The organism is Hominiventricola filiformis (genome assembly GCF_020686965.1).
Classification (GTDB): domain Bacteria; phylum Bacillota; class Clostridia; order Lachnospirales; family Lachnospiraceae; genus Hominiventricola; species Hominiventricola filiformis.
The window spans coordinates 160,567-185,985 of the sequence record NZ_JAJEPS010000002.1; the positions used below are offsets into that span (position 1 = coordinate 160,567).

Consider the following 25,419-nt stretch of genomic DNA (forward strand, 5'->3'; position numbering starts at 1 on the left):
GTCCGTATCATACCGGAACCTTTTCCGGCTCATGATCATTTTTCTAATTGTTACTGCTGAATCAGAGCTGCCTGTACTCCGTACTGCTCTGCACATGCCTGAAGAGATCCGTCCTCAGAGCTGGTTTTGAAGAAATCGTTGAGTGCCTGTGCCAGATCAGATCCTTTACGGAATCCTACGCCGTACTCCTCGCTGTTCAGTCCGATGGTGTAAGTCAGGTTCTCATAACCGGTTCCCTCTCCTACCATAGCGCCTGCCATCAGAGAGTCGATAACAGCTGCATCAGAAGTTCCTGCTGCAACTTCCATCAATGCGTCAGACTGTGCTGCTACCGGAGTATAGTTCAGTCCCAGTGCACTTACCTCTGCCTCACCGGCACTTCCGGTCTCTACTGCGAAGGAAAGGTCTGCAAGACTTGCTTCATCCTGATACTGGTCTGCTTTGTCAGCCGGAACAACAACAACCTGTGCATTGTTCAAGTACGGGTTGGTGCACTCCATGGCGCTTGTCACTTCGTCGGTCAGAGTCATACCGTTCCATACGCAGTCGATGGTCTTTCCATCCAGCTCCAGAATCTTGTTATCCCAGTCAATCACTACGAACTCAGCGTCCACGCCAAGGCTCTTGGCAAATGCTTTTGCCATATCTGCATCAAAGCCGACCCATTCGCCGCTCTCATCTTTATAATCCATCGGCTCAAACTCCGTAATACCTACTACCAGAGTTCCTTTATCCTGTACATATGCCAGATCGGAATCTGCGGTATCTGCTGCTTCTGCCTCGTCTGCTGCAGCATCTTCCGTATCTGCTGCTTCCGCTTCATCTGCTGCAGCATCTGTCTCTTCTGCCTCTGCCGGAGCAGCGGTATCTGCTGAAGAACTTCCGCATCCTGTTACCATTGCTGCAGACATCATACCTGCCAGCATCAGAACTACTAACTTTTTCATAATCATATCCTCCTGATATTTCCATCCGCTACCACTCTACCACAGTAAAGTGACTGACGATGATAGAATCATACCAGTTCAGATACAGATTGTCAAGAGGTTTCTTTCAGGTGCTAGAGCCTGGGAGTTCAACTTTACTGTCTCCTCCTGGTACGGTATTCCTGCTCCCAGGAAAGCAGCTGTCTCTGCGGCTGATCTTCATTCTTTATCGTTCCCGATAACGGAGCAGGACCATACATCAGCTTCTCCGCCAGCTCCGCCTGTTTCCGGATCTCTTCGTCCGGAGTATATTCCAGCGCATGCTCAAAACAGTCCTTTGCCCGTTCGAACAAAAACTGTCTGGCAAAGCAGACACCCAGATTATTCCAGACCGCCCCATAAAATGACACTCCCAGCTTCAGATTCTGGTGCATTCTTAAAATATGCCTGTATTCCTCCATTGCCGCCCAGTCATTTCCGTTGTCCAGCAGCTCATCTGCCCGTAATTTCAGGCGCTCCTGCTCCTGCATGGAACCGATGGCTTTCATCTGCTCTCCCAGCTCCGTCAATTCACGGCTGTCATAAAGATCCGACGCTCCGACCACTGAGATAACCAGATTGGTCAGGTTTCCTCCTGACGCTGTTCCCTTCCGTATTCGCTTTGCCAGATCCCCGCAGCCGAGCTCCTGTTCCAGCCACCGACAGAGTCTTTCATCGAAGAATCCCTGATCGACCAGACAGATATTGTGATACAGGAAAAAGGCTAACTCTTCCAGACTATAAAGATTCAGTCCGGTCTGTTCCACCATATATGCGGTCTTCGTCCGCCGGTTCTGACAGATCACTGCCTGCCCCATACGCCGTCTCCTCCTCTTCATCCAATGTAAATGTATCCATCCAGTACAGATCGGAAGCCGGATACAATTCTCCAAATCCCAGATCCGTCACTCTGACCTCGCACTGAGCCGGACCGGAGAAATGAAGCTCCACCAGAATTCTCGTCGCACCTTCCGGTCTTTTCGGGATATCATTCAGCCTCATGCCAGCACGGATGGCTTCCCCGCCCAACATAGGCTGAAATGCCAGCTCCAGCACCGAGTCACCAAGAAGAATCATTTCCTGCTCTTTATGAACTTCATACCAGTTTTCTCCGGCTTCTGCCAACGTATAAAGACTTTCTTTTCCACCCCGCCTGCTCCTCACTGCCACATTATAGAGAAGTGTCTGCTCACTCAAAAACAGATACTGCCTTTTCTCCTCCGTCATACTCATGCAGGCACCTCTGGCACAGATCTGTTCCGCCAGAAAAACCCTTCTTCTGTAACACAGGGCCTCTCTGCTCTTCCGGTAATCGGCGGCATTCAGATCTGTTCCTGTCAAAAATACCGCAGATACCGGCTCCCCCGAAAAACGATCTCCGATATATTCTGCCAGTTTCTCATCCCGTCCACCTTCCAGCAGGGTTCCCACTCTCCAGCTTTCCGGTTCCTCCACCTGTACCAGCATGGGGGACGTTCTTTTATTTACCCTGACACAGACCGCCCGTACCGTCTCCGGTTCAAATCCGAGCACATATACCCGGTGCTGCCAGATATCATTGCTCTGCCGCATTACAAAATCCGCGATACTCTCTGCTTCAGAAATCACCTTCAGCTGTTCCCTGTCAAATCCTGCCTGACAGGCTTCCTGGATATACTGGCGGATACTGTCCTCCGACATATCCGGCAGTACCAGCACCGCACGGATTTTTTCCTTCGCCCCATATTTTTTCAGCGTGGACAGTATCTTCCGGAAACAGGCATTCTTCCCGCATGGCCGTGAAAATTCCATCGGCACATATTCCGGTTCCTGCATCTGCCCGGTCATACAGCACACTACCGGAACCTCTTTTCGATAATCGATTCCCGCAATCAGAAGGTCTCCTTCCTTTGTCAGTTTCATGCGGATTCCTCCTCTCATCTCTTCCGGAACTGCTCTGCCACCATTTCCGACAGAGCATCATATTCCCGCATCATCCGTTTCAGCGGACGCTCCTGCCGGTAGTCCAGACTCTTCTGCATTCTGCACAGACGCTCGTACCTGCCGACGCCCTCCGGATGTTCTTCCCGGTTTTCAAATGTTCTGCAGGCAGTGGACACTTCCGTTCCGTCCGGTTTTTCTTCTGTAAAAAACCAGGTCAGCCGCTCTCCGTAGAACAGAATAAATGCCCTTGTAAAGACACCTCCGCATACCGGATACAGCTGCTCCGTCATATAATCAAAATTTTTCTTTCCATGGTATTCCAGCACATAATGGAGCACTACCCTGTGCTCTGGGTTGCAGCGATACTCGACCGTCATATAATCCTTCATGCTCAGCGGATCCTCCGCATAAGACGCAAGACTGCTCAGGAAAGAAAATCTTCTCCGTTCCAGCCATGGCTGTCCCAGCAGCCTCTTTACCAGCCGTTTCTGGCTGTCCGTCAGCAGAAGGAGGGCTGACAGCTGTTTTAAGTAAGAAAGATCCGCCACCCTTGCCAGATGATCCTCCCAGATCAGATGTGTCTCCAAACTGTCAAACAGTCCCTCCGGCACAGGCTCTTCCTTCACAAAATCAAGCCAGGATACATAATTTAAAAATGCACTGATCAGTACCGGATCACCGCCTCTGTCATCCATAGACTGGAATACCGGAAATACTTCCTCGATCCGGCTTTCCGTAAACAGCGCCTGCCCCAGCAGTTGTTCCTCCAGATGGGGAAATACCAGTTCAAACTGCTCTGCTGCTTTCCAGACTGCCAGTAGATCATCCATACTTCCTTCACAAAATTCAGCCAGCACAGACACCGTCCATTCCGTACAGATTCCCTTCCGGAACAGTTCCCTGATCCATGGCAGCAATTCCACCCGATCAGCTGTCTCCTCTTCTTTCAGCCGGAGAATCAGCTTCATCAATATGCGCGGCTCCACCGTATGACACTGCACACGACGCAGAAGATCCCATGCCTCCCGGTCTCTTGACAGCAGAATCAGGATTTCTATATACACTCCCTGTTCCTTTCCTGACAGCTTCTCTGCATCTTTTATAAAAAATGCTTCGCTCAAAGTCTCCAGTCTCCGGTGTTTCCGTTCGTACTGAAGATACTCCAGTTTCAGCTGACGTTCATAATCCATTGAAAGTTCTCCGCTGCTCAGAAGTGCCAGCGCTGTCTCTACATTTTCCCCTGAGAGACGGTGGCTTCCGTTTCCATCCAGGCGGTAAAGGTTCAGTCCAGTGTGTCCGGTAAGCTTCTGTATGCAGACCTGCAGAAATTTCGGTTCAATGAGAAGCCTCTTCAGATCGTAGCTTACAGTCTTTTCATACCGTCTTCCCTGCTCATCCAGCAGAACAATGCGGGCATTCGGTGTATAGACCGGAATCAGCGCACTCCCGCCGGACACCGGAACCGTCGTCACCTGCTTAAGCTGGCTGTAACTCACTTCCACCTGACGAATTCTCCGATCCGTACAGATCAGTTTCCGGATAAGCAGAAGGTCTGCCAGTGCATACAGGCTTTCCTGATCCAGTGTATCCGTCAGAAGACATCTTCCGTAAAGCCATGCCAGCTGTTCATTGATTCTTCTCCCCTTCAGCTGCTCAAGCAGGTACTCCTGCAGTTTCCGTCCCAGTTTCTCCGTCTCCGGATCCTCCAGTCCTCCGTAACGGACCAGATTACAATAGAAAGCCGTCTTCTGTTTTCCGGTCAGCGTATTATGATAATCAAAATACAGAATTACCTGCCGGGGCAGAAGCCTGTTATAGTCATCCGGAAGCGCATACATAAAATATTCATAGAGATTCGTGATCCTTGCATCCAGTTCCACACCCTTCTGATACCAGACAAACGCCTCCTGGTCCGTCCGCTGTCCACGGATATAAGCTGCGCACACAGCTCCGACCGTCTCCCTGCACGGAACAGTCTGATAGCAGGCTTTCAGAAGTTTCATCGACAGAAGTGACCATCGCCTGACACTTCCCGCCTGTCCGGCTGCCATCAGTGCCATCTCCGGCGTCAGGAACCCATGCGCGGATGCCCATGCAAAAATCTGCAGTGCAAAGGGATCCAGTGTACTAAACAGTGCCGGATCTTTCTTCAACAGTTCAAAGCCTGCCTGATAGATCAGTCTGTTTCTGGCCCCCGCCCTGAACTGCCTCTCCAAAAGCTTATAGCTCATTCTTGTATTTTCCATGAGCCTGTGATCCATTTTCATGAGAAGCAGTACCAGATGCCAGTTATCCGGCTGCTTCTGATACAGCTTCTGCACCTGCGGAAGAGACGGAAATTCCTCTTCGCCGTTCTGTTTCCACAGGTCCTTCACATACAGAAAAAACGCACGCACAGTTGAATCACGCAGCTGAAAGAAACGGGTCTTCTCATATTTTCGCAGAAGCCATCCTGCTTCTTCTCTCCGGTCTTCCCTTAACATGACCCACGCGTCCAGCACCGGTCCAAAGGAAAGATCAGGACTTAATGCCGCCAGACGCCCTGTCAGTGCCCTATACTGCTCTGTTGCCCGTTTTTCACTGATCGCTCCCCTCCGTTCCTGTTCAAGCAGTTGAAAGAGCTCTGCTGTCTGTTTTTCCAGCTCCCGTTTTGTCTTCCATTCTTCCCGTCTGCCGCCTCCCATCCTGCAAGGCTGATCAACTGCCTGTCCGGAAGGCTCCTCTTTCGGCAGAGGAATCTCCTCTTCTTCCCGGACCTCCGGTACGACATACTCCGCTTTTACCGGAATATGGTATTCCCCGGCATTGGAGACTAGCAGAATCTCTGCCTCACAGTTCTCCCCCGGAATGAGATTATCTGGATGATATTCATATTCTATCCGGGATGCTCTTCCAAAAAATGCCGTCTTCTGAAACCGAAGTCCCGGCAGTTCCGTATAAAGAACTCCTTTCACCCTCCGCTCATCCAGCGAGTTGATGATAAAACTTCCCTTTACCGTTCTTCCCTCTTCCGATCTCAGATACAGCGCTTCCGGCTCTGTCCGAAGTCTAACCTGTTCATAGGTAAATATTCCGTTGGAAAAATCAATGATTTTCTCTTTCATGTGAACCCCGTTGCATTTTCTGCGTTTTTGTATATAATTTGTAATATCGTTATTATATCACTCTTGTTTTGCTCTACGCAACCGCAGGACAGAAGACCGAGGTAGAAAATGAATACAGATACACAACAGAAAATAGAAGGCAAAGAACATTTTCACGGCAGTGACCTGGAAAAAATTGAAAAATACTTTGGCATTCCGAAAGAGCAGATCACCGGCTTCGGTGCCAATGTAAATCCACTTGGTATTTCCGATAAAATGCGGAAAGGATTAAAAGAACACATTGATGTGGTCACCACCTACCCTGACCCGGAATACACAGAGCTTCGAAAGCACATCTCTGATTACACCGGATGCCGGCCGGAAGAAGTACTGGTCGGAAACGGATGTACAGAACTGATCTCCCTCTTCATCCAGATCAACCATCCGAAGAAAGCTCTGATCGTCTCTCCCACCTATTCCGAATATGAGCGGGAGGTCCGTTTAAATGGCGGAGAAGTTGATTATTATGCTTTGCAGGAATCCAATGATTTTCAGCTGGATGTGAAAGATTTCTGCAATACGCTGGAACGGGAGGGCGCAGATCTCTGCGTCATCTGCAATCCGAACAATCCCACTTCCACAGCGACAGCTCCCTCCGAAATGCGGAAAATTCTGTCCCGCTGCCGGGAACTTGGTATCTTCGTCATGATTGACGAGACCTATGCGGAATTTGCTCCGGTCAGCACTAGTATCAGTTCCGTCGGACTGCTCTCTGAATTTGAAAACTTTACCATTATGAGAGGCATCTCCAAATTTTTCGCCGCTCCCGGACTGCGTCTTGGCTATGCCATGACTTCCAATCTCACTCTTCTTCAGAAGATTCAGGAAGATAAAAATCCGTGGACCATCAACAGTCTGGCAGAAGTCGCCGGTGCCTATATGTTCCATGATCAGGAATACATCAACCGGACCAGAGATCTCATCTCCTCCGAGCGAAAACGGATCTATGAAGAGCTGAAGACATGGAAACACGTAAAAGTCTATGAACCACATGCGAACTTCATCCTGGTACGGATCCTGAAAGAAGGCGTTACTTCCTACGATGTCTTCGTCCACTGCATCAAACGGGGACTGATGCTCCGTGACTGCTCCACCTTCCCTGGATTGGAAGATGAGACCTTCTTCCGCTTCTGCTTTATGATGCCGGAAAAAAATACAGAACTTCTCGAATGTCTACGGGAAATTCTGGAGTAACTGAACAAAGAAGAGCCGGTCCCCTGGATGTTTTTCCATCCGGAACCGGCTCTTCTTTTATTCTCCATCTCCAAAGTAAGATTCATATACCTTGAAGAATGTATTCGTCTTCACATCTTCATAATCTGTCAGATCGGTCTTTTCCCACAGTCTCTCCTGATATTCGGAAATCGTATCTGCCATCAGTTCATCGTAGATAGCCTGAAACCGGGTCTGCTTCTCCTGACGCGCCACTTTTTCTTTATTGGCTTCCGATTCATCCGGAAGATAAGTATTCAGGCATTTTAGAATATAATACCCGCCATCCGCAGCAAAGACATCACTGATCTCCTCATTATCAAGATCAAATGCCACATCTTCATACTCCTGACTCTTCTCTCCTCTTGCCACATTTACCGTCACTTTGGAAGCTTTGGAATAATTGGCTGCCAGCGTCTCAAAATCTTCTCCATTGTCCAGACGGGACTTTAATTCCTGTGCCAGCGTCTCTTCCTCCACAAAGATCTGATCCAGCTCAATGATTCTCGCTTCGTCATCACTGACTTCCACCGCCACGTCCTCCGTAATCCGGTTATAAGCTTCCTGCGCCAGACAATAATCTTCATACATCTTCTGAATGGATGCTTCATCCACTCCCAGCTTCTTTACTTCTGTCTCATCCAGCGAAGCAAAATATTCCGCTGCCGCCCGCTGTGCTTTCTGCTGATCCTCCTCCGGAAGGGTGATCTCCCGCTGCTCCGCCAGATAGACCATGCTCTTCATCTGTCCCAGCTGAGACAATACCTGTGATTTCAGATACTCGCCAAGTGTGGTATCTCCGAAATCATGCTCCCACATTTCAATTCCATAGATATTTTCATACTGATTCTTCTGATTATTCAGATAGACCAGCGCCTCTGGCATCATACAGGATACATCCCCGATCCGAAACAGCTCGTTGGATGCCAGCCCTGTGGTCACGACTACTTTTGTATTTTTACATCCGGTCAATGTCCCTGCTGCCAGTATGACAGTCAGACACAGTGCCATCAGACGATTTTTCTGAGTTTTCATATCTTCCAATTCTCCCATCAGTTACTATCTTTATAGTGTAATCGAATTCGCTGCAAAGCTCAATGAATATTTTCTTAAATTTTAATGATTTCCTACTTTCCAGCTGCCATTGTTTGAGATACAATATACACAAATGGGAGTTAGCAGAAAGGAGCATTTACATGAAGAAATTTTGGAAAACCGTCGCATTTCTCGGAACTGCGGCTTTAGCTGTAACTGGAGGCATCTGCCTGATCCGCAAATTCTTCAATCCGGATGAGGAACTGGAAGATTTCGATGACGACGATCTCTTCGAGGAAGATGAGGACGATACTGATGAGGTAGAAGCTTTCGATAATGACGCGGAAATCTTTGAAGACGAAGCAAAAGAAGCGCCTGCTGAGGAAAAATCCGAGGCTGAGCCTGTTGAAAAAGAGGCTGAAAAAGAAACCGAAGAAGAAGCAACTGAAGAATAGGATTTCTATGATATGAACCCCCGGCATGGTACTCCATGCCGGGGGTTTTACGATATCTTTATTTATTCTGCTTTCGGCAATTTGAAAGAACTCTTCAGAGATACAATCCGGTTAAATACCAGTGCGTCTTCTTTGGAATCTTTCGCATCTACACAGAAGAAACCATTTCTTACAAACTGGAAGCTGTCGTATGCTTTCACATCCTTCAGAGCTGGCTCCAATTTTGCCTGTACAACGGTCAGCGAATTCGGATTGATGTTCATGGAGCCATCCTCGTTGTAAACACCCTTCTCCTCATCAATCAGATTCTCATAAAGACGTACCTCTGCATCCACGGCATAAGGTGCCGGAACCCAGTGAATCGTTCCTTTGACCTTTCTTCCGGTAAATCCGCTTCCTGCCTTGGTCTCCGGATCATAGGTACAGTGAACAACCGTTACGTTACCATTCTCATCCTTCTCAAAGCTTACGCATTTTACAAAATATGCATGCATCAGGCGCACTTCATTCCCCGGGAACAGACGGAAGTATTTTTTCGGCGGTTCCTCCATGAAGTCATCTCTTTCAATATAAAGCTCCTTACAGAACGGAATCTTTCTGGAACCCAGTTCCTCGTTTTCCAGATTATTAGCTGCATCCAGATACTCAACCTCTCCTTCCGGATAGTTGTCGATGACCAGTTTGATCGGATCAAGGACTGCCATCATACGGGATCTCTTCATCTTCAGATCCTCACGGATGCAATACTCCAGCATTGCGTAGTCTACGGAACTCTGTCCTTTCGCTACACCGCAAAGCTCTACGAATTTCTGGATAGATTCCGGTGTAAATCCACGGCGGCGAAGAGCTGCGATGGATACCAGACGCGGGTCATCCCATCCGTCTACTACGCCTTCCTCTACCAGCTTCTTAATGTAACGCTTACCGGTTACCACATTGGTCAGGTACAGCTTTGCAAACTCAATCTGACGCGGCGGCTGCGGATACTCCAGTTCTCTTACAACCCAGTCGTATAACGGTCTGTGATCCTCAAACTCCAACGTACAGATGGAATGAGTAATTCCCTCAATGGCATCCTCAATCGGATGAGCAAAATCGTACATCGGATAAATACACCATGCATCTCCGGTATTGTGATGAGTCATATGTGCCACACGATAAATAACCGGATCTCTCATATTCATATTGGAAGAAGCCATATCGATCTTTGCACGGAGTACTTTCTCTCCATCTGCAAATTTTCCGTTCTTCATGTCCTCAAACAGCTGCAGGTTCTCCTCTACGCTGCGGTCACGGTAAGGGCTGTTCTTACCCGGCTCAGTCAGGGTTCCACGATACTCTCTGATCTGCTCGGCAGAAAGGTCGCACACATAAGCCTTTCCTTTCTTAATGAGCTTCACAGCGGCCTCATACATCTGCTGGAAATAATTAGAAGCAAAGAACAGTCTGTCATCCCATTCTGCCCCCAGCCATTTTACATCGGCTTTGATGGCCTCTACGAACTCTGTCTTCTCTTTGGTCGGGTTCGTATCATCAAAACGCAGGTTGAACTTTCCGCCATATTTTTTTGCCAGTCCGTAATTCAGCAGAATGGACTTGGCATGTCCAATGTGCAGATATCCGTTGGGCTCCGGCGGAAAACGGGTATGCACGGTATCATAAACGCCTTCTGCAAGGTCTTTGTCAATCTCTGTCTCTATAAAATTCTTGGAAACGACTTCATTCTCCATCACTTGTTCCTCCTCGGGTTTAAAACTGTTTTTTATCATAGCATAAGCTATTCCCAACATGCAAGTAGCAGATACAAAAAAAGCGGAAATTCTGTTGAATTTCCGCTCTCAAAGCTGCTGACGGGAATCGGACCCGACAATGCGGAAATTTGCTTATATTGTAAATTCCATCTTTTTTCATATTCTATTGATATTACAACAAAAACTCGACATTTGCAAATAAGAACATAAGTTCTGCAATGTCACATTTCGAGTTGCTATGCAACACGAAATGCAACACGATTTCTTCATATTTAATAGATATTCATGCACTTCATATGCTACAATATTTATACCATATAAAAGGAGGCTTCTAATATGAAATGTTCTGAATTAAATACTTTCACATGTGATGAAATAAGCTCTCTCACCTGTGACCAGATTGATTCCGACAAGCAAGAATTACTCTTACAAATAGCAACCGGAAAAATCACTGTTTCCGAAGAAATCTGGGAGAAAATCAAAACTTTATGCGAAAATTCTATAAGGTTGTATAATGCTACTGTACCGGAATCTAAAAGAATTCCTGTAGAAAATAACGCCGAATCAGATTTTACAAAGAAAATTGAACTAATCCTTAGATCAATTGAAATCCTGATTGGATTCGTATTTGGCCAGTCCGTTAATATTACTAATTATAATGTCGAAAACAATATTTATTTAGAAACTCCTGCTCCTATCGACGAGAAAACTCGAGATACACTAAGCCATAATATAGATGAAATTCTGGATATGTTAGAAGAACACAAAGAAGTTCTGTAACTTTTTAAGTAAAAGGCTGACACCTATCATAACTCAATGTCAGCCTTTTCATTTTAATACGGATTCTTCGCTTTGCTCAAATATGAGAACCAGGCTCTGCGATCCGAATTCGTCATATTTTGAGAATTCAGGTAATTTATAACCTCTTTCTTTTTCAGACTTCCGTTTCCATCCAGATCGGCTTCCTTCTTATACAAATAATACTGGGCAAGTCCGTCTGATCCCAGATTTTCATAGATTTGCTGATATTTCCTATTTGTTGAACTCATCTCTTTTTGAGTAGTGTTCCACTCAGCATATGCATTCAAAAAATTATCCATTTTCGAATCAAAATCATATCTGGAGGCAATATCCATTGATCTATAAGCATCCGAACCCGACAATCCCATCTCATATTCTACCGAAATTCTGTCTTTAGACTGAGAGATTTTTTCATTTGTTTTGGTGTATGGATTGTTTCTCGCTGTTGTTCCCGGATTCAAATATGAATATAACTCCCTCTTCTCTTTTCTGCTCAAATCGCTCTGGTTTAAAGCGGTCTGCAAATTCTCAGATTTTGATGCATCATCGGTTTTCTCAACTTTCTTGTACATATAATACAGCGCCATAACGTCCGGCCCTGCTTCTGTATAGATCTTATACAATTTCTGATTCGTCGAGCTCATTTCCTTGCCGACTGTCTCCTGTAATGCAATCGCTTTGGCCAGTCCATACATTGCGTTGACCGCCTCTGCCTTATCCTCATCCGGAAGAGAATCGTAACTTTCCGTTTGAGTGATGTTATTGATAAAATCATATGCATTCTGACCAGCAATCGTCTGTGCCTTTTCGTACTGCTCTGCCGTAAGTCTCTGCCCGTCGTAAGATCTGCTGATTTTGGACGGAAGAACACTTGCGTCTCCAGTTGCATCGTACAGCTCCTGCATTTTTTCATCTGCTGGAGTGGTATTTTTCTGCGAATAATATCCAGGTGACACAAACTGGTATAAAGCATTGGTCAAAGTGTTCCCGCCCTGGAAGTTTTCCTGGGTCCTGCCCCATGCATCCACATAAGCCGGACGGTCCTGTGAAAGGAACGGAATCTTTCCTCTTACCTTATTTGCATTATACTCAATCTGACCAGCAAGACCGGTATCATCCGTGAGAGACGATCTTCTGGTATTGTCAATGGTCCGTGCCGCTTTTCCAAGTGCTGTCGGAACGCCCTGCTGCGCATACCCCATCAGCATGTTGGCACCCATTGTCTGTAAGGTCTCCCCGTCCTCGGCATACTGTACCGCATCCAGCGCATTGCTTACACCTGTCATAAATGATGTCTCAATAATGGGATCTGCAATACCGCCAAGCGCGTTCAGTAGATCTGATGAATCGGATCCATTGGAAAAAGCCTTTTGCAGTTCCGCACCGACTAGCACCGGTAAAATGGAGGGTGCCATCCAGTCTAATGTATAACTCTTACCTCCGATCTGGAGAGCATAATTCTGCGCTCCCTGCAGTTCGTCAAAGGAATCCTGATCGGCATCTCCCGTACCATTCCCCCTGAGCAGGCCGGTAGAGCTCAAATAAGCGCCAAGCGACAGCAGACCGGTTCCGGTAAGACCCTTTGCCATCTGCTCAATAACCTCTGATGCACTCTTTGAACCGTTTTTCAATGATTTTGCAGCGCTCGCAATTCCCTTTACGATGCCAACCGGTGAATATTCAATGCCTTGTTTCAGAATATTAACAGGAGTCTTTTTAAATGGCATCACACTTTCAATAGCTGCGTGCGCAAATTCTCCGGCCAAACTTCCGCTGTCCTTCAAATTCTGGCTGAACTCTGTCAGATTCTGCGCAAGTTTGCTTGTCTCATGGAACGTGGCTTCCTGTGCCTGGTTAATTGCATAAGCTCTCGCCCTATTCAAGAGTGCTTTGCTTGCATCATCCGTCGCGGAGAAAATTCCGCTGTCCGCACCATTGGCTTTCAGATAACTTGCCAAGCTCTGCCGGTACTTTTTCTTCAGTCCGAACCAGTCTTCTTTCTCCAGAAGATCGCTGTTTGCATCAAGTAATTTCTGGAATTTTGAACCCACTTTGCCTCTAAACGCTTTTGACTGTGATTCAATGCCTGCAGTGACGCCATACTTGCTGCCGGATAACTGCCGGTATACACCCTCTACTGCATCGTTAGATGCTGCATCGAGAAGTGCTTTGTCACTCTGGCTAAGCGGATTCAGGATAGACTTTGTTCTACTGATTCCGTTCGGAGACGCCGCATCAACCGCTGACTCCATCACTGCCCCCAACGTATCTTTTACGTTCGTGACCGCATTCATGGCAGTGTTTCCGAGTACGTTACGAATATGGGTAGTCGGTGAGGATAACATAGAAAAATATCTCCATGCATCCCACTTATCGCTCCAATCAGATGTAGTTACCTCATTGGCCAGTAGCGCATACGCTTTGTTCTCCATCTCAACACGAGCTCTGCTGTTTTCCCCGTATTTGGCTGCCTCCGCAAAGATATTCTGCACCTGCTCAATAGTTTCATCAGAAATCCCATACTGTCCAATTGCCATGAAGCTTTCCACGGACTTTTCAATATCCTTCGCCGTGGAACCTTTCATAAGCATTTCAGAAATTTTCTCAATCGTATCATCGTCAATCTGATTTGCAATCCGGTTATCAGAAATAATATTTCTTACCGCCTTTTCGATTTCTTCGATTCCAATTGGATTCATTGGATCCAGTTTGCGACTCTCCATAAGATAGTCTACTTCTTTGACGATATTATCAGCAAATTCTCTTGCCTCCTGCGCATCGTACACATATGTTTTCTCCCAACGGGACACCTGCTTATCAATAAGATTCTGTGCTTTTACAAGGCTTCCTTCTGCCGTGCGAGAATATTTTGCATAAGCCTGCAGACCTTTTCCTTTTTCACTTCCCTGCTCAACTACCTTTCGCATCCAGGCACGGGCATCATCGAAATTTCCAGACTCCGCAGCGGCTTTCAATTTGTCTTCCAGAATAATCATTCCTTCATCCACATCACGGCTTCCGTTGGTCCATACCTGTGAAGATAATCTCTGCAATTCTCCAGCATAGTCCTTATCCAGTGCGTCTGCTGCCTGCTGAATACTTTCTTTTTCAGTCATTGGTTTAATGTCATAATATCCATCTTTAATGCCGGCTTCCAGATCATCCATTGCACCCTCAACGCTTTTTACCAGTTCGGAATTCCGCAAAGTGTTTGTTGCGGTCCGGCTAGGATATGTTCCATCCGGATTAACCTGTCTAGTAGAACTTTTCTGCGTATCTCCCAGCATCGGAATAGACGTCGATTCAGTTCCAGGTGTTGTCCACGGAAGATCTCCTTCCATTTCCATGCGGCTTGTTCCGGAAGTGTTGACATTTGATCCCAGCATAGGTATATTAGAAGTAGCAGCAGCTTCCGCTTCGATTTTGGACGTAGGCAAGGGGGACTTTAAGTCAGCATTTGTCGCCGGATGGGCTGCTATTTTTGTGCTTTCAACCACAGGTTTTGTCGTTGTGTACGCACTTACAATAACATTCTTTTTAGATTTAGCATCTGTAGCAGCTTCAACCACATAATATGTACCATCAATTTTTTTCTGGAATACAACTGTCGGCGCCTTTTTCCCTTCTTGCGTTCTTATTTTCGTTGTATTTTTCCCAGCCTCTACTTCATCATAGTTGTCCAAAATATATTGAATTCTAGATAAAGTCAGATCATCTGCCATGCTTTTGTCCGCAGATCCATTTACTCCATGCCTCTTATCAATATGCGTAATGGTATCCTTATCCATGACTACTCTATTGCCAGACGCATCAATGCCGGTAATTCTTTTAATATCATCGGCCGCACGATCTGACACAGGCTGTAAATCATAAAACTTTGTTTTACTATTACCTGCTCTGACTTCGTCCACATAATCCAGAATATCCTGATCCGCTGATTGAAGGTACTCTCTCATCCGGCTAATCTCTTCCGGCGTATGTGTTTCTGCAACATTTCCCTCAAAAAATGCTTTTTCTACAGGGTCAGTAATTCTTTTTCCAGAAGATGCATCTTTTGAAATCTTGCTTGCGATCCTCTCCTCTTCCGTCATTCCAAGCCATTCCTGTACCTGCCTGCGCTGTTCCGCTTTTGTTCCTTCCAGTACAACGCCGGACTGCTGCTGAAATTCTCTCTTTGCTTTGGAATCAGTCAGAATCTTTTCGATCTGACTTGCGGACTGCGGCTGTGAAAAATCATACTGCAATTCTGAAATCTGATTTGCCACTGAATCACCCTGTTTTAATCCGTCAGCAGCCGTTTCCACGCCATTTTCGATACTTCTGGCAGAACTGCTCATATCAGCAATTTCACGTCCGGTATTAGCCACGTCATCAGTAGAAGACTTAAACATATTTTTCGCTGCTTTCCCTGCTCCGCTCACCAGATACGGGATAGCTTCACCGGCAACATTCATTCCCAGATTGTAACCGGTTCTCTGAACTGCCTTTTTCGCAAGATCTCCCGCATCGTCTCCATTGGATTTACTGTCCATCAAATAAGGAATTGTGTCAAAGGCTGTATCTAACGTAAGGTCACTTAATATATTGGCCGTAGAATCACCTACAAGTTTAGGAATCTGGTTTCCGGCAACCTCTGCTGCAACCGCATTTCCCCCTGCACTTAAAAATGGGATAGATGCAACCGCACCAGAAACAGCATCTTTTGCTTTCTGTACTGCCGGAATGCCAGACATAATCGCATTCGCATTCTGGTATTTTGCCATCTCGCCAACCATGTTACCTGCTCCGGTTGCAAATGGATTCTGTGTTTTTGCATTCTGAATAGTTTCCTGTAAATTCTCATACTGATCTGGGTTTGCCTTTTTAGCAAACGCCTTCACTCCCGGAAGATTTTCCGCAGAAGACATGAGTCCTGCAGCAAAGGACGCTACTGCATTGGTTTTGTTTTTCAACGCAATCATTTTGGCATATTCAGAATTTTTATCTGTAGAATCTTTCACCTGCTGGGCCTGTGTGATTTCTCCGGACAATATCTTCTGGTTATAGTCTTTGAGCCATTCGGAACTATATTTCTGCAACTGCTTTTTCTCTGCAGAAGTCATTTTATAATTACTGGACAGCGCTTTTTTTACCAAAGCTTCTGTATCCGCGGATCCTCTTTTCAAATTTTCTAGTTTTGGAATCTGGACTTCTGCAGTCTTTTTCGTCTGCTGTTTTGCTGCATAAGAAACAGGACTCTGTCCAGACTCTCCGGTAAGATATGGAATCTGCCCGGCTGACGATTTCTTTTCGCTTTTCTTTAACTGCGGAATTTTCTGAACAGTCTCACGTTTGCTCTTATAAGAAGGAGTATACTGCTGGGAACTCTGTGCCGCATTCGCGTTGGTGACTGCCCTCCGCTGTGCTTTTCTTGCATTGTTATGCTCTTCAATGACCTGTGCCCCTGTTTTGCCCGAACTTAATATAGCATTCACATCATCAGCTGTGTACGCCTTTCTTTTGGTCTGCACCTTCTTTTCAAGAATCTTATTTACATCTTTCGCGGTATACGGCATAGTTATCCCCTTTCATTAAAGCTGATTCAGAATATAAGCAATAGCATCAGCATTTTTCACACCATTCTGATTAAGCAACGTTGCGATCTGCTCATCTGTATATCCCGGATTGTTTTTTCTCACCTTTTTAGCCCATCCAAGATAGTTGCTGTACTTGCTATAGTCCTGATCTAACGCTGATTCCGTATTTGCTTTTACGACATCATTAGTTGCTTTTGCTTCCTGAGCAGGAGCATACGCAGACTGGTTAGCAAGCAACTTCTGCATCTGTGATGCATATGCTTCTGTAAGTGTTGGAATGTTCTTATACATATCGCTGTATGAATTTGCTACCAAATTTGCCAGATCACTTCTTAACTGAATCTCTTGAGCAGCTTTTGCAGCTGCATCTTCCGCCAACTGAGAATTGTACTGCTGCTCAGCTGATGCAAGATTATTCTGATAAGTATTTTCCAGATCAGTCAAATTATTTGATCTGGTCTGCTCAATATTGTTTCTGGAATTTCCGTAGTTATTGTACAGACCTGCAGACGTCGTTTCTGATAATCCACCGGAGATACCCTGGGCGGCCATATTCTGAGCAAGATTTTTCTGTGATAGCATACGATTTACATATGCTTCCTTCAATGCTTTATCGCTCTGAGCATTTATGTTTCCTTTTGATGTATTATACGCATTTCCCAGTGTGCCTTTGGTCGAATCAAGATTCTGTTTGAGCAAGTTTGTTTTCTGATCGTATGCCTGCTGTAGCGCTGACATATTGCTGTCATATGACCGCTGCGCAATTCTTTCCTGCTGCTGCCGGAGACGTTCTGCCTCAGCTTCTGCTGCAGCCTGTGCTTCTGCTGCAGCCTGCGCTTGACTGTACGAACTCGCGCCACTGTTTACATTGGTTGATGCAGTTGACTTTTTCTTTGTTGTTGATGCAGTTGACGTCTTTTTGCTATTCGATGATGATAAACCATACTTTCTGTTCAGCGCTTCGCCCCTTGCCATTGCTGTTTTTAACTGTTTGGAAGTTAAATTTAATGCCATAATGCCCTCCATATACAAGAAAAACGGGGACTTATAAAAATCCCCGTTAAAAATTATTTATAAAGCAACTCAGTGATAGTCTTCGGACCTGCAATATAATCTTTTGTAAGTCCGCGCAGTTCCTGCAGGAGCCCTACAGCCAGCCGAACGTCATTGCCGTATTTGCCATCCGGAAGACGTCCTTCTGTCAGAGTATGTCCAAGCAGAACTTTGATGCTGTCTCCGATAACCGTATCAAGGCGCATTTCCAGCCACTTAACAACCTCTCCCTCGCTTCCTACGGTATATCTTCCCTTCTTCTGGTCAAATGCCCCAGATTTCATCAGAGATTTCTGAATCGCAGAATCCGTCAGTTTTCCCTTCTTCTGGTCAACTTTCAATGGATTACCGTTCTTGTCCCGGATTCCGTCCGCGTTGAGTGCTTCCTGCAGGCTTCCCAGAGCTTCTTCATCAATCTCCCGTTTTCCGGACATATCTACAGTGCCATACCACTGGTCCATATCGACGTTACCTGCAATTCCGGTAACCCGTCCTTTTGAGCTGTACTGCCATGCACTCTCTCCTCTGTTCGGCTTTAAGCTCTCATTGATCTTTCCGGAATCAGTATTCGGATATCTGGCAATCCAGTACGGCACCTGCAGTGCGGCTGTATCCAGCATATTCTTGTGCCAGTCCAAATTACAATAGATACCGCAAACATACCCTGCTGCCTGAATCGTCTGAATCCACGCTTTTGCAATTGCTGTGATTGCCTTCCGGCCAAGAGCACGCTGCTCCTTCCATTCCAGATCAAGCCATACGCCCATCTCCAGTTTTCGGCCATTAAGAATCTGCACTACTTCCATTGCTTCTTTAACAGCCGCATCCACTGTTTTGGCATAGCTGTATCTGTATACACCCCTTTTGATTCCAGCAAGGCCACATCCTGTATAATTGTGCTCGAAACTGGCATCTTTTCCCTTTCGGTTAGCCGCTCTGATAATTGCCATCTCAATGCCAGCCGCTCTCACTGCAGACCAGTCAGGCTTTCCCTGATATGCTGATACATCAATTCCTTTCATGATTCTCCTTTCTGCCATTGCGCCGGCGCAAAAGGGCAGCTGTCTGCTGCCCAATAATTACTCTTTCTTATATTTTGTTCTGTCCCAAATGTCCTTTAAGCGCTCCCAACCACCAGTGGAAACTAAATATACAATAAATGCTGCGACAAATGATGCAAAAATGTAATACCACTCAATCACGATCTTATAGTACTGGCACGCGACCGCCACAGCCGCCGGGCACAGGATCATTGACACAACCAATGCCACTACACTGGTAGGTACCAGCGTCAACCACGGCAGATCTTTGATTACCTGCGTTACGCAAGAAACCAGAAACGCTACGACACCAACCGCCATCAGCGCATAAGTTACATACTGCAGTAATAATTCCATATTCATTTACTTTTCTCCCTTCTACATCTCAAAACAGATATTTCTCCATTTTTTATATGCGTCAAAATACAACTCGTGTTTGTCTCCATTATATGTAAGCTCATAATACATACCATCAGAGACATTTGTGCTCAGCAGTGCCTTATTATTCTGTAAAGTCTTGCATGACCATACCACAAACACATCCTGAACCGTAAGCCTTTTACCATCTGTTTTATCCGCATGCTCATTAAAGTAATCGCATACCTTTTCCTTACAGATTCTCAAAAATTCTTCATTTCCCATTTTCTATTTCTCCTCATAATCCTCAATAACCAGCGGAACCCCGTACTCAATGGCGCAGGTATTTTCCACTTTACAACCTCTGTAGTTCTCCCAGTTCTTGCAGAAGAATGCCACATCTGCTGCAGCCAGCAGTTCCAGTGACTTTCCAAGATAGTACAGACCTTTAGTTTTTACCTCTGGCGCTCCCTGGAAGAAAGAGTCAATCAGCTCCACCTTTTCTCCCAGCTGCTCCTCTGCTTTCTCAATAGCTCTCTGGCGTTCTGCCAGAATCTCCTCGTCTGTTTTACCTTTCATCGGCTGTGAAATAAATAATTTTTTCATGATTCTCCTCCTATTCTGCGAAGACCCAGTCTTCTGCAAGCATGTCTGCCTGGGATGCCAGCCATCCCATCTGCACTCCAGATGTACCAACAAATGCAATTGCTTTGTTGCCAATCGCATCATGCTTACAATTTACAATTTCACCATCAGCCGACACATAGGAAATTCTCGTTGCCAGCTGGATGTACTGTTTCTTTCCGTTCCATCCCTTACGTGCAACTTTCATTCCACGTTTTAGGTATTTGATTGCTTCCCCAAAGGAGAATGTAGCCTCTCCGCCAAGAATCGGACAGTTCTGACCATCTGCAACAACCCATTCATCAGAAAGAATATTCGTAAGAGTGTATTCCACATTCTGTGTCTCTCTTATATCCAGACAGTCACCGTCTTTCGTGTACATGAGAATTGTCTGAGATTCTTCATCCCACCACCAATATCCTCCCCATGACGGGAGTTTTACTCCTCTTCCTTCTTTCATCGTTTTGAATGCTTCTGAAAATTTCATTATGTTCGCCTCCTATACAATTGCATGGATTGCCTGCTCATTCAGGAAATCTTTCTGCTCATGCTTGATTTTCTGTGCATATTCCAATGCTGCATGCATATCTCCATTACAGTGAGCATCCGGGATTCTGGCCACCGCTTTTGCTGTTGCCTCTCCCAGCGCAATACTGGCATTGATTCCTTTGACCAGATACAGTTCCTGCTGTTCTCTAGCCTGTTCTTTCTCATCCATTCTTCTTTCCATGCGTTTAAGCATACTTCCCACTATTCCTCCTATGATGGTAGATGGAATTCCGGCTGCAAGAAGGATTGTCCAGATCTGTGATTCCAATGTATCACCTCTTTTCATTATTTGAACGTAAAAAGCTCCCTGATCGGGAGCGGCATCTTATCGTGTGAAATTGGTCGGTGCTCTTATCATAGAGCCTCCTTTCTGGTAAATTTAATATTCTGCATTTTCTGAAAAGGATTCCATTTCTTTCACGCTCATTCCCACGATTCCGGCTGACTCGTCCGAATCTGTATGTCGAAAATAATCACCTGACTGCGGGAACATGAATCGGAACATGGCATAGTTCGCTACGTCGCAAAGATATTCCGTGTTTCCGGTTTCTTCAAATTTTGCCAAACACTTTTTAAGGCTTCCGATTGCATCCACATTCCCGGTCTTAAAATTCCGAGAGGCTTTGCCATATTTAAAATAGCTCTGCAGGACAAGACCTTTTCTTTTTTCATCAAAGGCCTGTGAATATTCTGTTTTCAATATCTGATCTGTATTGATTTCATTCACTTTAATTTTCCTTTCTTTTTCTGTGTGTTGCATACCCCGGACTGACCGGACGGGCATCTTCTGAACCTATCTAACTGAGAACTTATCTGTAATATACGTCAACCTTCACTGTATCTGCGTTATTGTATTCTGTACCATTATCAACTACTTTAAGCCATGATTTATTTAGGTAGATAATATTATTGCTATATCCTATTTGATATGAAGCATAATATTTGTCGGAATTATAATAGCCGCCATTATAGGCACCAGGAGTTTTTAGATACTGAGAAAATTTTATAGTTGTAGATGCATTTCTTTTTACAGTGATTTCTACACAGATTTCCTCTGCTGTGCTTGGAACTCTAGCACATTTGTCGCTTGGTACGGATGCAGTAACATCCACAGCACCTATGAACGATACTTTTGTCCATTCCCTTTTCTCAGTTAGTTGTGTAATATCCCCATTTAGCTGTTCGAACTCTGCCTCGATTGTGGTCGCCTTTACCTTCGTTTCATCCCATGCACCGGCCTCTTTTGCCGCAGTAAATTTATACAGCAGATCGTCTTTGATACACAGATTTCCAACTGCATATGTCTCCGTTTCATTGAATTTATCACCAGTTCTTTTTGCAGCATTTCCGAGTGCTGTGTCAATCTTCAGCATGTCACCGGAGTAATCACCTACCCACGTAGGCTGATCGTTTGCGCTGTACTGATTCAGCTGATAGTTTTCTGTTTTCGTTGAAGATGCCATATGTTACCCCTTTCAATTCGTAAGAATATTTTTTGCATACATATCGTAGTTTCGTGCTGTAATCTGGAATGCATCAAATTCTGCTGCTGTAAGTCCCAGTGCATCATATTCCCCAGCAGTCAACGGTGCAGGTCTGATCGCATCATACATATTATTGATAACCTGATCTATAGGAAGCAGCTGACCAGTTACCGGGTCTACCATATATGCAATGCTTTGTGCAATATTAACTGCCTGATTTGCGGACACAAGAGCCGCATTAGAAGCATTTACAGCAATCTCAATCTGAGACTGCGCAGAAGAAGCAATCTGTTTCGCTTCTCCAGCTACTTTGCTCGCTTCTGAAGCCAATACCGCAATAGCGGCAAGAATGCTCTGTATATTTTCTTCTGCAGTGATCCCATCCGGGACAGAGGCTCCAAGCGATACAGCAGCGGCCGCAGATTCCAGCTCACCAATGAGCGCATTTAATTTGGGGATAATGACATCCAGAGCAATCTCATCAAACTTTTTCTGCATATCTTCCGTTGATAATCCGGGTGTGTCCGGCAATCCGATTACACCTTTATTTTTTGTGTCACTGCTTAAAATTCTCGTAAAGCTCATATCATCACCCCTTATAATATCCGTTCTCAATATACTCAAAAGCTATGTCATACAAGCCAAACGGTTCATTAAGCTCGTCATTTTCAAACCGAAATCTTGCACTATCTACTTTTTTGACCTTAATTTTTGTCGGAACTGTTGCCGGTGACATATTCGTTCTGAAAGTAAGCAACGAAAAAATCACATAAGCAAAAGAAAAATATCTGGTCTTATCTTTCTCCTCTTTTACGAACGACCATATTCCTTTTTTTCGCGCATACATCTTTACGGATGTTTTTAATGCCGTAGCAAGGCGGATTGCCATGTAGCGGAAGGTTTTGTTTTTGTAAAACGATTTTCCGCAAAAATCCGGTGTTTCCCATATTGCTTTTATCGGCTCTCCATCATCGTTGTATGATGTCAGTGAAACAGGATCCTGGTAAAACTCTTTAATTTTCCCATCTGCAGTACCAAAATACAACTTTCCGTCGTATGTCCAGATGATTCTCGCAGGAATATTAGTGCGGTAGAACCCTGCATACTGTCTAGTTGCGTATGGCATGCTTTTGTCCGTCTGTAACGGCTGCAAACCGTCCAAAATGTATGCCACGCCATTAAGACACAACCAGTACATATCTTTGTAGGTGCACGCATATGCATCCTGCAAATTATTTTCTTCCAACAGTTTTCCGTTTAAGAAAAAACTTCGATTTTGGGAATATCTTTCTCCGGTCACATCCTGCGGTGTAACAGCATAAATACCTAATTTTGTCAGGAACAGAGGTTCGGTTGCAAGGTATCCGAATGACCATTTTGCCACTGCTCCGGCACCCTGCAGAGTATTCACGATCTTAAAGGCAGGTTCATCATCAACAAGCTCTCCCACCCGAAGAATGATATTCCGATCAAGTTCCATATCGTCTTTATGTGCTGCCAGTCGATCATTGATAATGGAATAACCAACAATAGCAGAGCTTCCGCTTCCGAGAACTGAATATCCAGTATCCGGGAAATATGTTGGATCGTTATACTGGCTATACCAGTCATAGTTAATGTAATTCGGATTGCCAGACAAGAAGAGCCGGTCCGAAGCTCCGCTCACGCCATATAAAATGCCGATTGTGCATTTATTGATTCTGTCCGCATATCCAGATACTGTACGGTATGCTCGGATCCGGATATTATCTTCACCGGTAACCGGGCTTACACCCGGCGCTGAATTGAAATTCACGATTCCATTTGTTCTGTCTACTGAAAAATGCGTTCCTTCAGTAAGCGTAGACCAGCTTCCAGAGCTGTTCAGCTTTTTTATAACCACTGTTGTACTGTCTAATCCACCGAATGACAAATGATATGCAGTATCATTAGCCGTACCTGCGAAAAGCTCTTCAAACGCCGCTGACAACAGGTTTAACGCCTCATACTGCGTACCTCCACCTGCAGGAGCTTTTGCAATCGTGACTGTCGGCACATACGCGGTGGATTCAGCGGTTACAACGGTTGAACCATTATAAATAAGAAGCTTTTTCCCATCAGCAATATACAATTTGTCGCCGAACTGCCAGCTCCTGCTTCTTTCATTGTTTGCAGCACTGTAAAGAACCGTGGAACCCTTATATATTTTCGTTCCGGCATGAACAATAAAACCACTGTCTCCTCTTCTGTAATGGCATCCGTTAATCTGTGCATCATAGCTCTGGATTGTATGGTACCCCATGCATTTTCTGACTTTCCCCGGCACATCCCTAATCATATTCTGCCCGTTCGGACTTTTTTCAATATCCACATTCGCCGGACTGTTCGTATAGTCCACACCGAGAAACTGATTGATCTGAACGATACTTCTGGCTGGACTGGATGGAACTGAAAAATTAACTGCCATGCTTTACCACCCACTTTCATCCATAGGTTCATAGGTACACATAGGATTATTCTGCGCTAACCGTTCATACGCAACTTCAAATTCGTTTCGAAGCGAAGTTGCAATACCGTTATCGTCTTCTTTGTACAGCTGTGATGCCATGTATAGCGGAAGAATCGCAACAATATCAGGCGGAATCTGCAGTTCGTACTCATCATCCGTATCAGATGTGATCTCTTCCGGATACGCCTTATAATACACTGTGAATACTCCCGTAAAATTCGCCGGAAGCACCAGCACATTGTTTACCTCCGTGTAATATGCCTGCGTCCTTTCCCTGCCCGCATCGTCCGTATAATAGATTTCTCCTGCAAATTCAAAGAAATCTTTTGCAATATCAGGCATCACAAATTTTCTGTACTTTCCTACTACTATTCCCATCGTAGAATCCAGATCAACAGACTTCACAATATATTTCTTGGAGGTACAGATCATCTGGAGCCCTTCATTGGCAACATATGGCATTCCCGCAAGATAATCTCTGGTAGAATCATCCGATGGAATACTCGTTCCTTCTGCCGAAAACATCTTTTGCAATGTTGCCAGCTTAATATCTTTCCATTTCATAAGACCTCCATATATGCTTAACGTCCGCGCTTCTGAACAGTTGCTTTTCTGGCCGGAGCTTTCTTTACTGCAGGTTCAGCTTTTTTCGGTGAATCAGCAGTTTCCTCTTTCTCCGGCTCTACTTTTCCACTTTCGCTTTCCAGATTTTCCACTTCCTTGTTGGTAAGTCTTCTGGAAATATAATTTTCTCCGGAAAGTGCTGTAACAACATAATGGGAGCCGCCGTCCTCAAAGACGGCTCCCACCTCCATTCCCTTCTTAATCATAACGTCTCGTATAATCCAATTATCTTAGATGGTAATTGGATTTTTCCTTTCTCCCAGCTAACACTGGGTATTTATTTCCATCTCTGTTATATTTTGAAAAGGCACTGTGGATCTGTACCTATAACTTTACAGC

General features: G+C 45.2%; 23 protein-coding genes. 3 read left to right on the top strand and 20 right to left on the bottom strand.

Going from position 1 to position 25,419, the window contains the following annotated elements; genetic code table 11:
• Nucleotides 1-50: 50 nt before the first annotated feature.
• The 4 genes from LKD36_RS03545 to LKD36_RS03560 form a co-directional block, all read right to left on the bottom strand.
• Nucleotides 51-953 (bottom strand): transporter substrate-binding domain-containing protein, encoded by a 903-nt coding sequence (locus LKD36_RS03545; RefSeq protein WP_408610908.1) that lies wholly within the window; start codon nt 951-953, stop codon nt 51-53.
• A 128-nt stretch (nt 954-1,081) separates the two neighbouring features.
• Nucleotides 1,082-1,783 carry a tetratricopeptide repeat protein gene (locus LKD36_RS03550; RefSeq protein WP_308458704.1) on the bottom strand — a complete coding sequence of 234 codons (702 nt, stop codon included), beginning with the start codon at nt 1,781-1,783 and terminating at the stop codon, nt 1,082-1,084.
• Nucleotides 1,704-2,867 carry a DUF5716 family protein gene (locus tag LKD36_RS03555; RefSeq protein ID WP_308458705.1) on the bottom strand — a complete coding sequence of 388 codons (1,164 nt, stop codon included), beginning with the start codon at nt 2,865-2,867 and terminating at the stop codon, nt 1,704-1,706. Before LKD36_RS03555 ends, LKD36_RS03550 begins: the two co-directional genes overlap by 80 nt.
• A 14-nt stretch (nt 2,868-2,881) precedes the next feature.
• On the bottom strand, nt 2,882-5,992 hold the full coding sequence (locus LKD36_RS03560) for a DUF5717 family protein (protein ID WP_308458706.1): 3,111 nt from the start codon (nt 5,990-5,992) through the stop codon (nt 2,882-2,884).
• A 108-nt stretch (nt 5,993-6,100) separates the two neighbouring features.
• Between LKD36_RS03560 and LKD36_RS03565 the strand changes: the two genes are divergently transcribed.
• Nucleotides 6,101-7,225, top strand: coding sequence for a pyridoxal phosphate-dependent aminotransferase (locus LKD36_RS03565; protein WP_308458707.1), 1,125 nt, complete (start codon nt 6,101-6,103; stop codon nt 7,223-7,225).
• A 57-nt stretch (nt 7,226-7,282) separates the two neighbouring features.
• On the opposite strand, the gene LKD36_RS03570 is transcribed toward LKD36_RS03565, so the two are convergent.
• Nucleotides 7,283-8,278 (bottom strand): peptidylprolyl isomerase, encoded by a 996-nt coding sequence (locus LKD36_RS03570; RefSeq protein ID WP_308458708.1) that lies wholly within the window; start codon nt 8,276-8,278, stop codon nt 7,283-7,285.
• A gap of 161 nt (nt 8,279-8,439) precedes the next feature.
• Between LKD36_RS03570 and LKD36_RS03575 the strand changes: the two genes are divergently transcribed.
• Nucleotides 8,440-8,733 carry a hypothetical protein gene (locus tag LKD36_RS03575; RefSeq protein ID WP_308458709.1) on the top strand — a complete coding sequence of 98 codons (294 nt, stop codon included), beginning with the start codon at nt 8,440-8,442 and terminating at the stop codon, nt 8,731-8,733.
• A 62-nt stretch (nt 8,734-8,795) separates the two neighbouring features.
• Here the strand turns inward: LKD36_RS03575 and LKD36_RS03580 are convergent, their stop codons facing one another.
• A complete protein-coding gene (locus tag LKD36_RS03580) occupies nt 8,796-10,463 on the bottom strand; it encodes a glutamine--tRNA ligase/YqeY domain fusion protein (RefSeq protein WP_308458710.1) in 1,668 nt (555 codons plus the stop codon).
• Between the two features lie 357 nt (nt 10,464-10,820).
• Between LKD36_RS03580 and LKD36_RS03585 the strand changes: the two genes are divergently transcribed.
• Nucleotides 10,821-11,264, top strand: a complete 444-nt coding sequence (locus LKD36_RS03585; RefSeq protein ID WP_308458711.1) for a hypothetical protein — start codon at nt 10,821-10,823, stop codon at nt 11,262-11,264.
• Between the two features lie 53 nt (nt 11,265-11,317).
• On the opposite strand, the gene LKD36_RS03590 is transcribed toward LKD36_RS03585, so the two are convergent.
• From LKD36_RS03590 to LKD36_RS03655, 14 genes are all read right to left on the bottom strand, one after another.
• Nucleotides 11,318-16,840 carry a PBECR3 domain-containing polyvalent protein gene (locus LKD36_RS03590; RefSeq protein ID WP_308458712.1) on the bottom strand — a complete coding sequence of 1,841 codons (5,523 nt, stop codon included), beginning with the start codon at nt 16,838-16,840 and terminating at the stop codon, nt 11,318-11,320.
• 15 nt (nt 16,841-16,855) lie between these two features.
• Nucleotides 16,856-17,875 carry a hypothetical protein gene (locus LKD36_RS03595; protein WP_308458713.1) on the bottom strand — a complete coding sequence of 340 codons (1,020 nt, stop codon included), beginning with the start codon at nt 17,873-17,875 and terminating at the stop codon, nt 16,856-16,858.
• 53 nt (nt 17,876-17,928) lie between these two features.
• Nucleotides 17,929-18,936 (bottom strand): glycoside hydrolase family 25 protein, encoded by a 1,008-nt coding sequence (locus tag LKD36_RS03600; protein ID WP_308458714.1) that lies wholly within the window; start codon nt 18,934-18,936, stop codon nt 17,929-17,931.
• Between the two features lie 57 nt (nt 18,937-18,993).
• Complete coding sequence (locus tag LKD36_RS03605; protein WP_308458715.1) at nt 18,994-19,317, bottom strand: ribonuclease; 324 nt, start codon at nt 19,315-19,317, stop codon at nt 18,994-18,996.
• A gap of 15 nt (nt 19,318-19,332) precedes the next feature.
• Nucleotides 19,333-19,596, bottom strand: coding sequence for a DUF6275 family protein (locus LKD36_RS03610; protein WP_308458716.1), 264 nt, complete (start codon nt 19,594-19,596; stop codon nt 19,333-19,335).
• 3 nt (nt 19,597-19,599) lie between these two features.
• A complete protein-coding gene (locus LKD36_RS03615; RefSeq protein ID WP_308458717.1) occupies nt 19,600-19,917 on the bottom strand; it encodes a hypothetical protein in 318 nt (105 codons plus the stop codon).
• A 10-nt stretch (nt 19,918-19,927) separates the two neighbouring features.
• Nucleotides 19,928-20,422 (bottom strand): DUF2829 domain-containing protein, encoded by a 495-nt coding sequence (locus tag LKD36_RS03620; RefSeq protein ID WP_308458718.1) that lies wholly within the window; start codon nt 20,420-20,422, stop codon nt 19,928-19,930.
• 12 nt (nt 20,423-20,434) lie between these two features.
• Nucleotides 20,435-20,752 (bottom strand): serine/threonine protein kinase, encoded by a 318-nt coding sequence (locus LKD36_RS03625; RefSeq protein ID WP_308458719.1) that lies wholly within the window; start codon nt 20,750-20,752, stop codon nt 20,435-20,437.
• Nucleotides 20,753-20,863: 111 nt separating this feature from the next.
• Entirely contained in the window at nt 20,864-21,211 is a 348-nt protein-coding gene (locus LKD36_RS03630; RefSeq protein WP_308458720.1) for a hypothetical protein, read from the bottom strand.
• 82 nt (nt 21,212-21,293) lie between these two features.
• Nucleotides 21,294-21,947: a hypothetical protein gene (locus LKD36_RS03635; protein ID WP_308458721.1), complete on the bottom strand. Its 654-nt coding sequence runs from the start codon at nt 21,945-21,947 to the stop codon at nt 21,294-21,296.
• A 12-nt stretch (nt 21,948-21,959) separates the two neighbouring features.
• Entirely contained in the window at nt 21,960-22,553 is a 594-nt protein-coding gene (locus LKD36_RS03640; protein WP_308458722.1) for a hypothetical protein, read from the bottom strand.
• Nucleotides 22,554-22,557: 4 nt separating this feature from the next.
• Entirely contained in the window at nt 22,558-24,414 is a 1,857-nt protein-coding gene (locus LKD36_RS03645) for a hypothetical protein (protein WP_308458723.1), read from the bottom strand.
• 3 nt (nt 24,415-24,417) lie between these two features.
• The gene (locus tag LKD36_RS03650; RefSeq protein ID WP_308458724.1) at nt 24,418-25,020 is read right to left on the bottom strand and encodes a phage adaptor protein; all 603 of its coding nucleotides are present in this window, start codon (nt 25,018-25,020) and stop codon (nt 24,418-24,420) included.
• Nucleotides 25,021-25,037: 17 nt separating this feature from the next.
• Nucleotides 25,038-25,286, bottom strand: coding sequence for a hypothetical protein (locus LKD36_RS03655; protein WP_308458725.1), 249 nt, complete (start codon nt 25,284-25,286; stop codon nt 25,038-25,040).
• Nucleotides 25,287-25,419: the final 133 nt, after the last annotated feature.

Bases quoted from the DNA above. Each gene is read 5' to 3' on its own strand.
- LKD36_RS03545 (WP_408610908.1), bottom strand. From the start codon at position 953: ATGATTATGAAAAAGTTAGTAGTTCTGATGCTGGCAGGTATGATGTCT.
- LKD36_RS03550 (WP_308458704.1), bottom strand. From the start codon at position 1,783: ATGGGGCAGGCAGTGATCTGTCAGAACCGGCGGACGAAGACCGCATAT.
- LKD36_RS03555 (WP_308458705.1), bottom strand. From the start codon at position 2,867: ATGAAACTGACAAAGGAAGGAGACCTTCTGATTGCGGGAATCGATTAT.
- LKD36_RS03560 (WP_308458706.1), bottom strand. From the start codon at position 5,992: ATGAAAGAGAAAATCATTGATTTTTCCAACGGAATATTTACCTATGAA.
- LKD36_RS03565 (WP_308458707.1), top strand. From the start codon at position 6,101: ATGAATACAGATACACAACAGAAAATAGAAGGCAAAGAACATTTTCAC.
- LKD36_RS03570 (WP_308458708.1), bottom strand. From the start codon at position 8,278: ATGAAAACTCAGAAAAATCGTCTGATGGCACTGTGTCTGACTGTCATA.
- LKD36_RS03575 (WP_308458709.1), top strand. From the start codon at position 8,440: ATGAAGAAATTTTGGAAAACCGTCGCATTTCTCGGAACTGCGGCTTTA.
- LKD36_RS03580 (WP_308458710.1), bottom strand. From the start codon at position 10,463: ATGGAGAATGAAGTCGTTTCCAAGAATTTTATAGAGACAGAGATTGAC.
- LKD36_RS03585 (WP_308458711.1), top strand. From the start codon at position 10,821: ATGAAATGTTCTGAATTAAATACTTTCACATGTGATGAAATAAGCTCT.
- LKD36_RS03590 (WP_308458712.1), bottom strand. From the start codon at position 16,840: ATGCCGTATACCGCGAAAGATGTAAATAAGATTCTTGAAAAGAAGGTG.
- LKD36_RS03595 (WP_308458713.1), bottom strand. From the start codon at position 17,875: ATGGCATTAAATTTAACTTCCAAACAGTTAAAAACAGCAATGGCAAGG.
- LKD36_RS03600 (WP_308458714.1), bottom strand. From the start codon at position 18,936: ATGAAAGGAATTGATGTATCAGCATATCAGGGAAAGCCTGACTGGTCT.
- LKD36_RS03605 (WP_308458715.1), bottom strand. From the start codon at position 19,317: ATGAATATGGAATTATTACTGCAGTATGTAACTTATGCGCTGATGGCG.
- LKD36_RS03610 (WP_308458716.1), bottom strand. From the start codon at position 19,596: ATGGGAAATGAAGAATTTTTGAGAATCTGTAAGGAAAAGGTATGCGAT.
- LKD36_RS03615 (WP_308458717.1), bottom strand. From the start codon at position 19,917: ATGAAAAAATTATTTATTTCACAGCCGATGAAAGGTAAAACAGACGAG.
- LKD36_RS03620 (WP_308458718.1), bottom strand. From the start codon at position 20,422: ATGAAATTTTCAGAAGCATTCAAAACGATGAAAGAAGGAAGAGGAGTA.
- LKD36_RS03635 (WP_308458721.1), bottom strand. From the start codon at position 21,947: ATGGCATCTTCAACGAAAACAGAAAACTATCAGCTGAATCAGTACAGC.
- LKD36_RS03640 (WP_308458722.1), bottom strand. From the start codon at position 22,553: ATGAGCTTTACGAGAATTTTAAGCAGTGACACAAAAAATAAAGGTGTA.
- LKD36_RS03645 (WP_308458723.1), bottom strand. From the start codon at position 24,414: ATGGCAGTTAATTTTTCAGTTCCATCCAGTCCAGCCAGAAGTATCGTT.
- LKD36_RS03650 (WP_308458724.1), bottom strand. From the start codon at position 25,020: ATGAAATGGAAAGATATTAAGCTGGCAACATTGCAAAAGATGTTTTCG.
- LKD36_RS03655 (WP_308458725.1), bottom strand. From the start codon at position 25,286: ATGATTAAGAAGGGAATGGAGGTGGGAGCCGTCTTTGAGGACGGCGGC.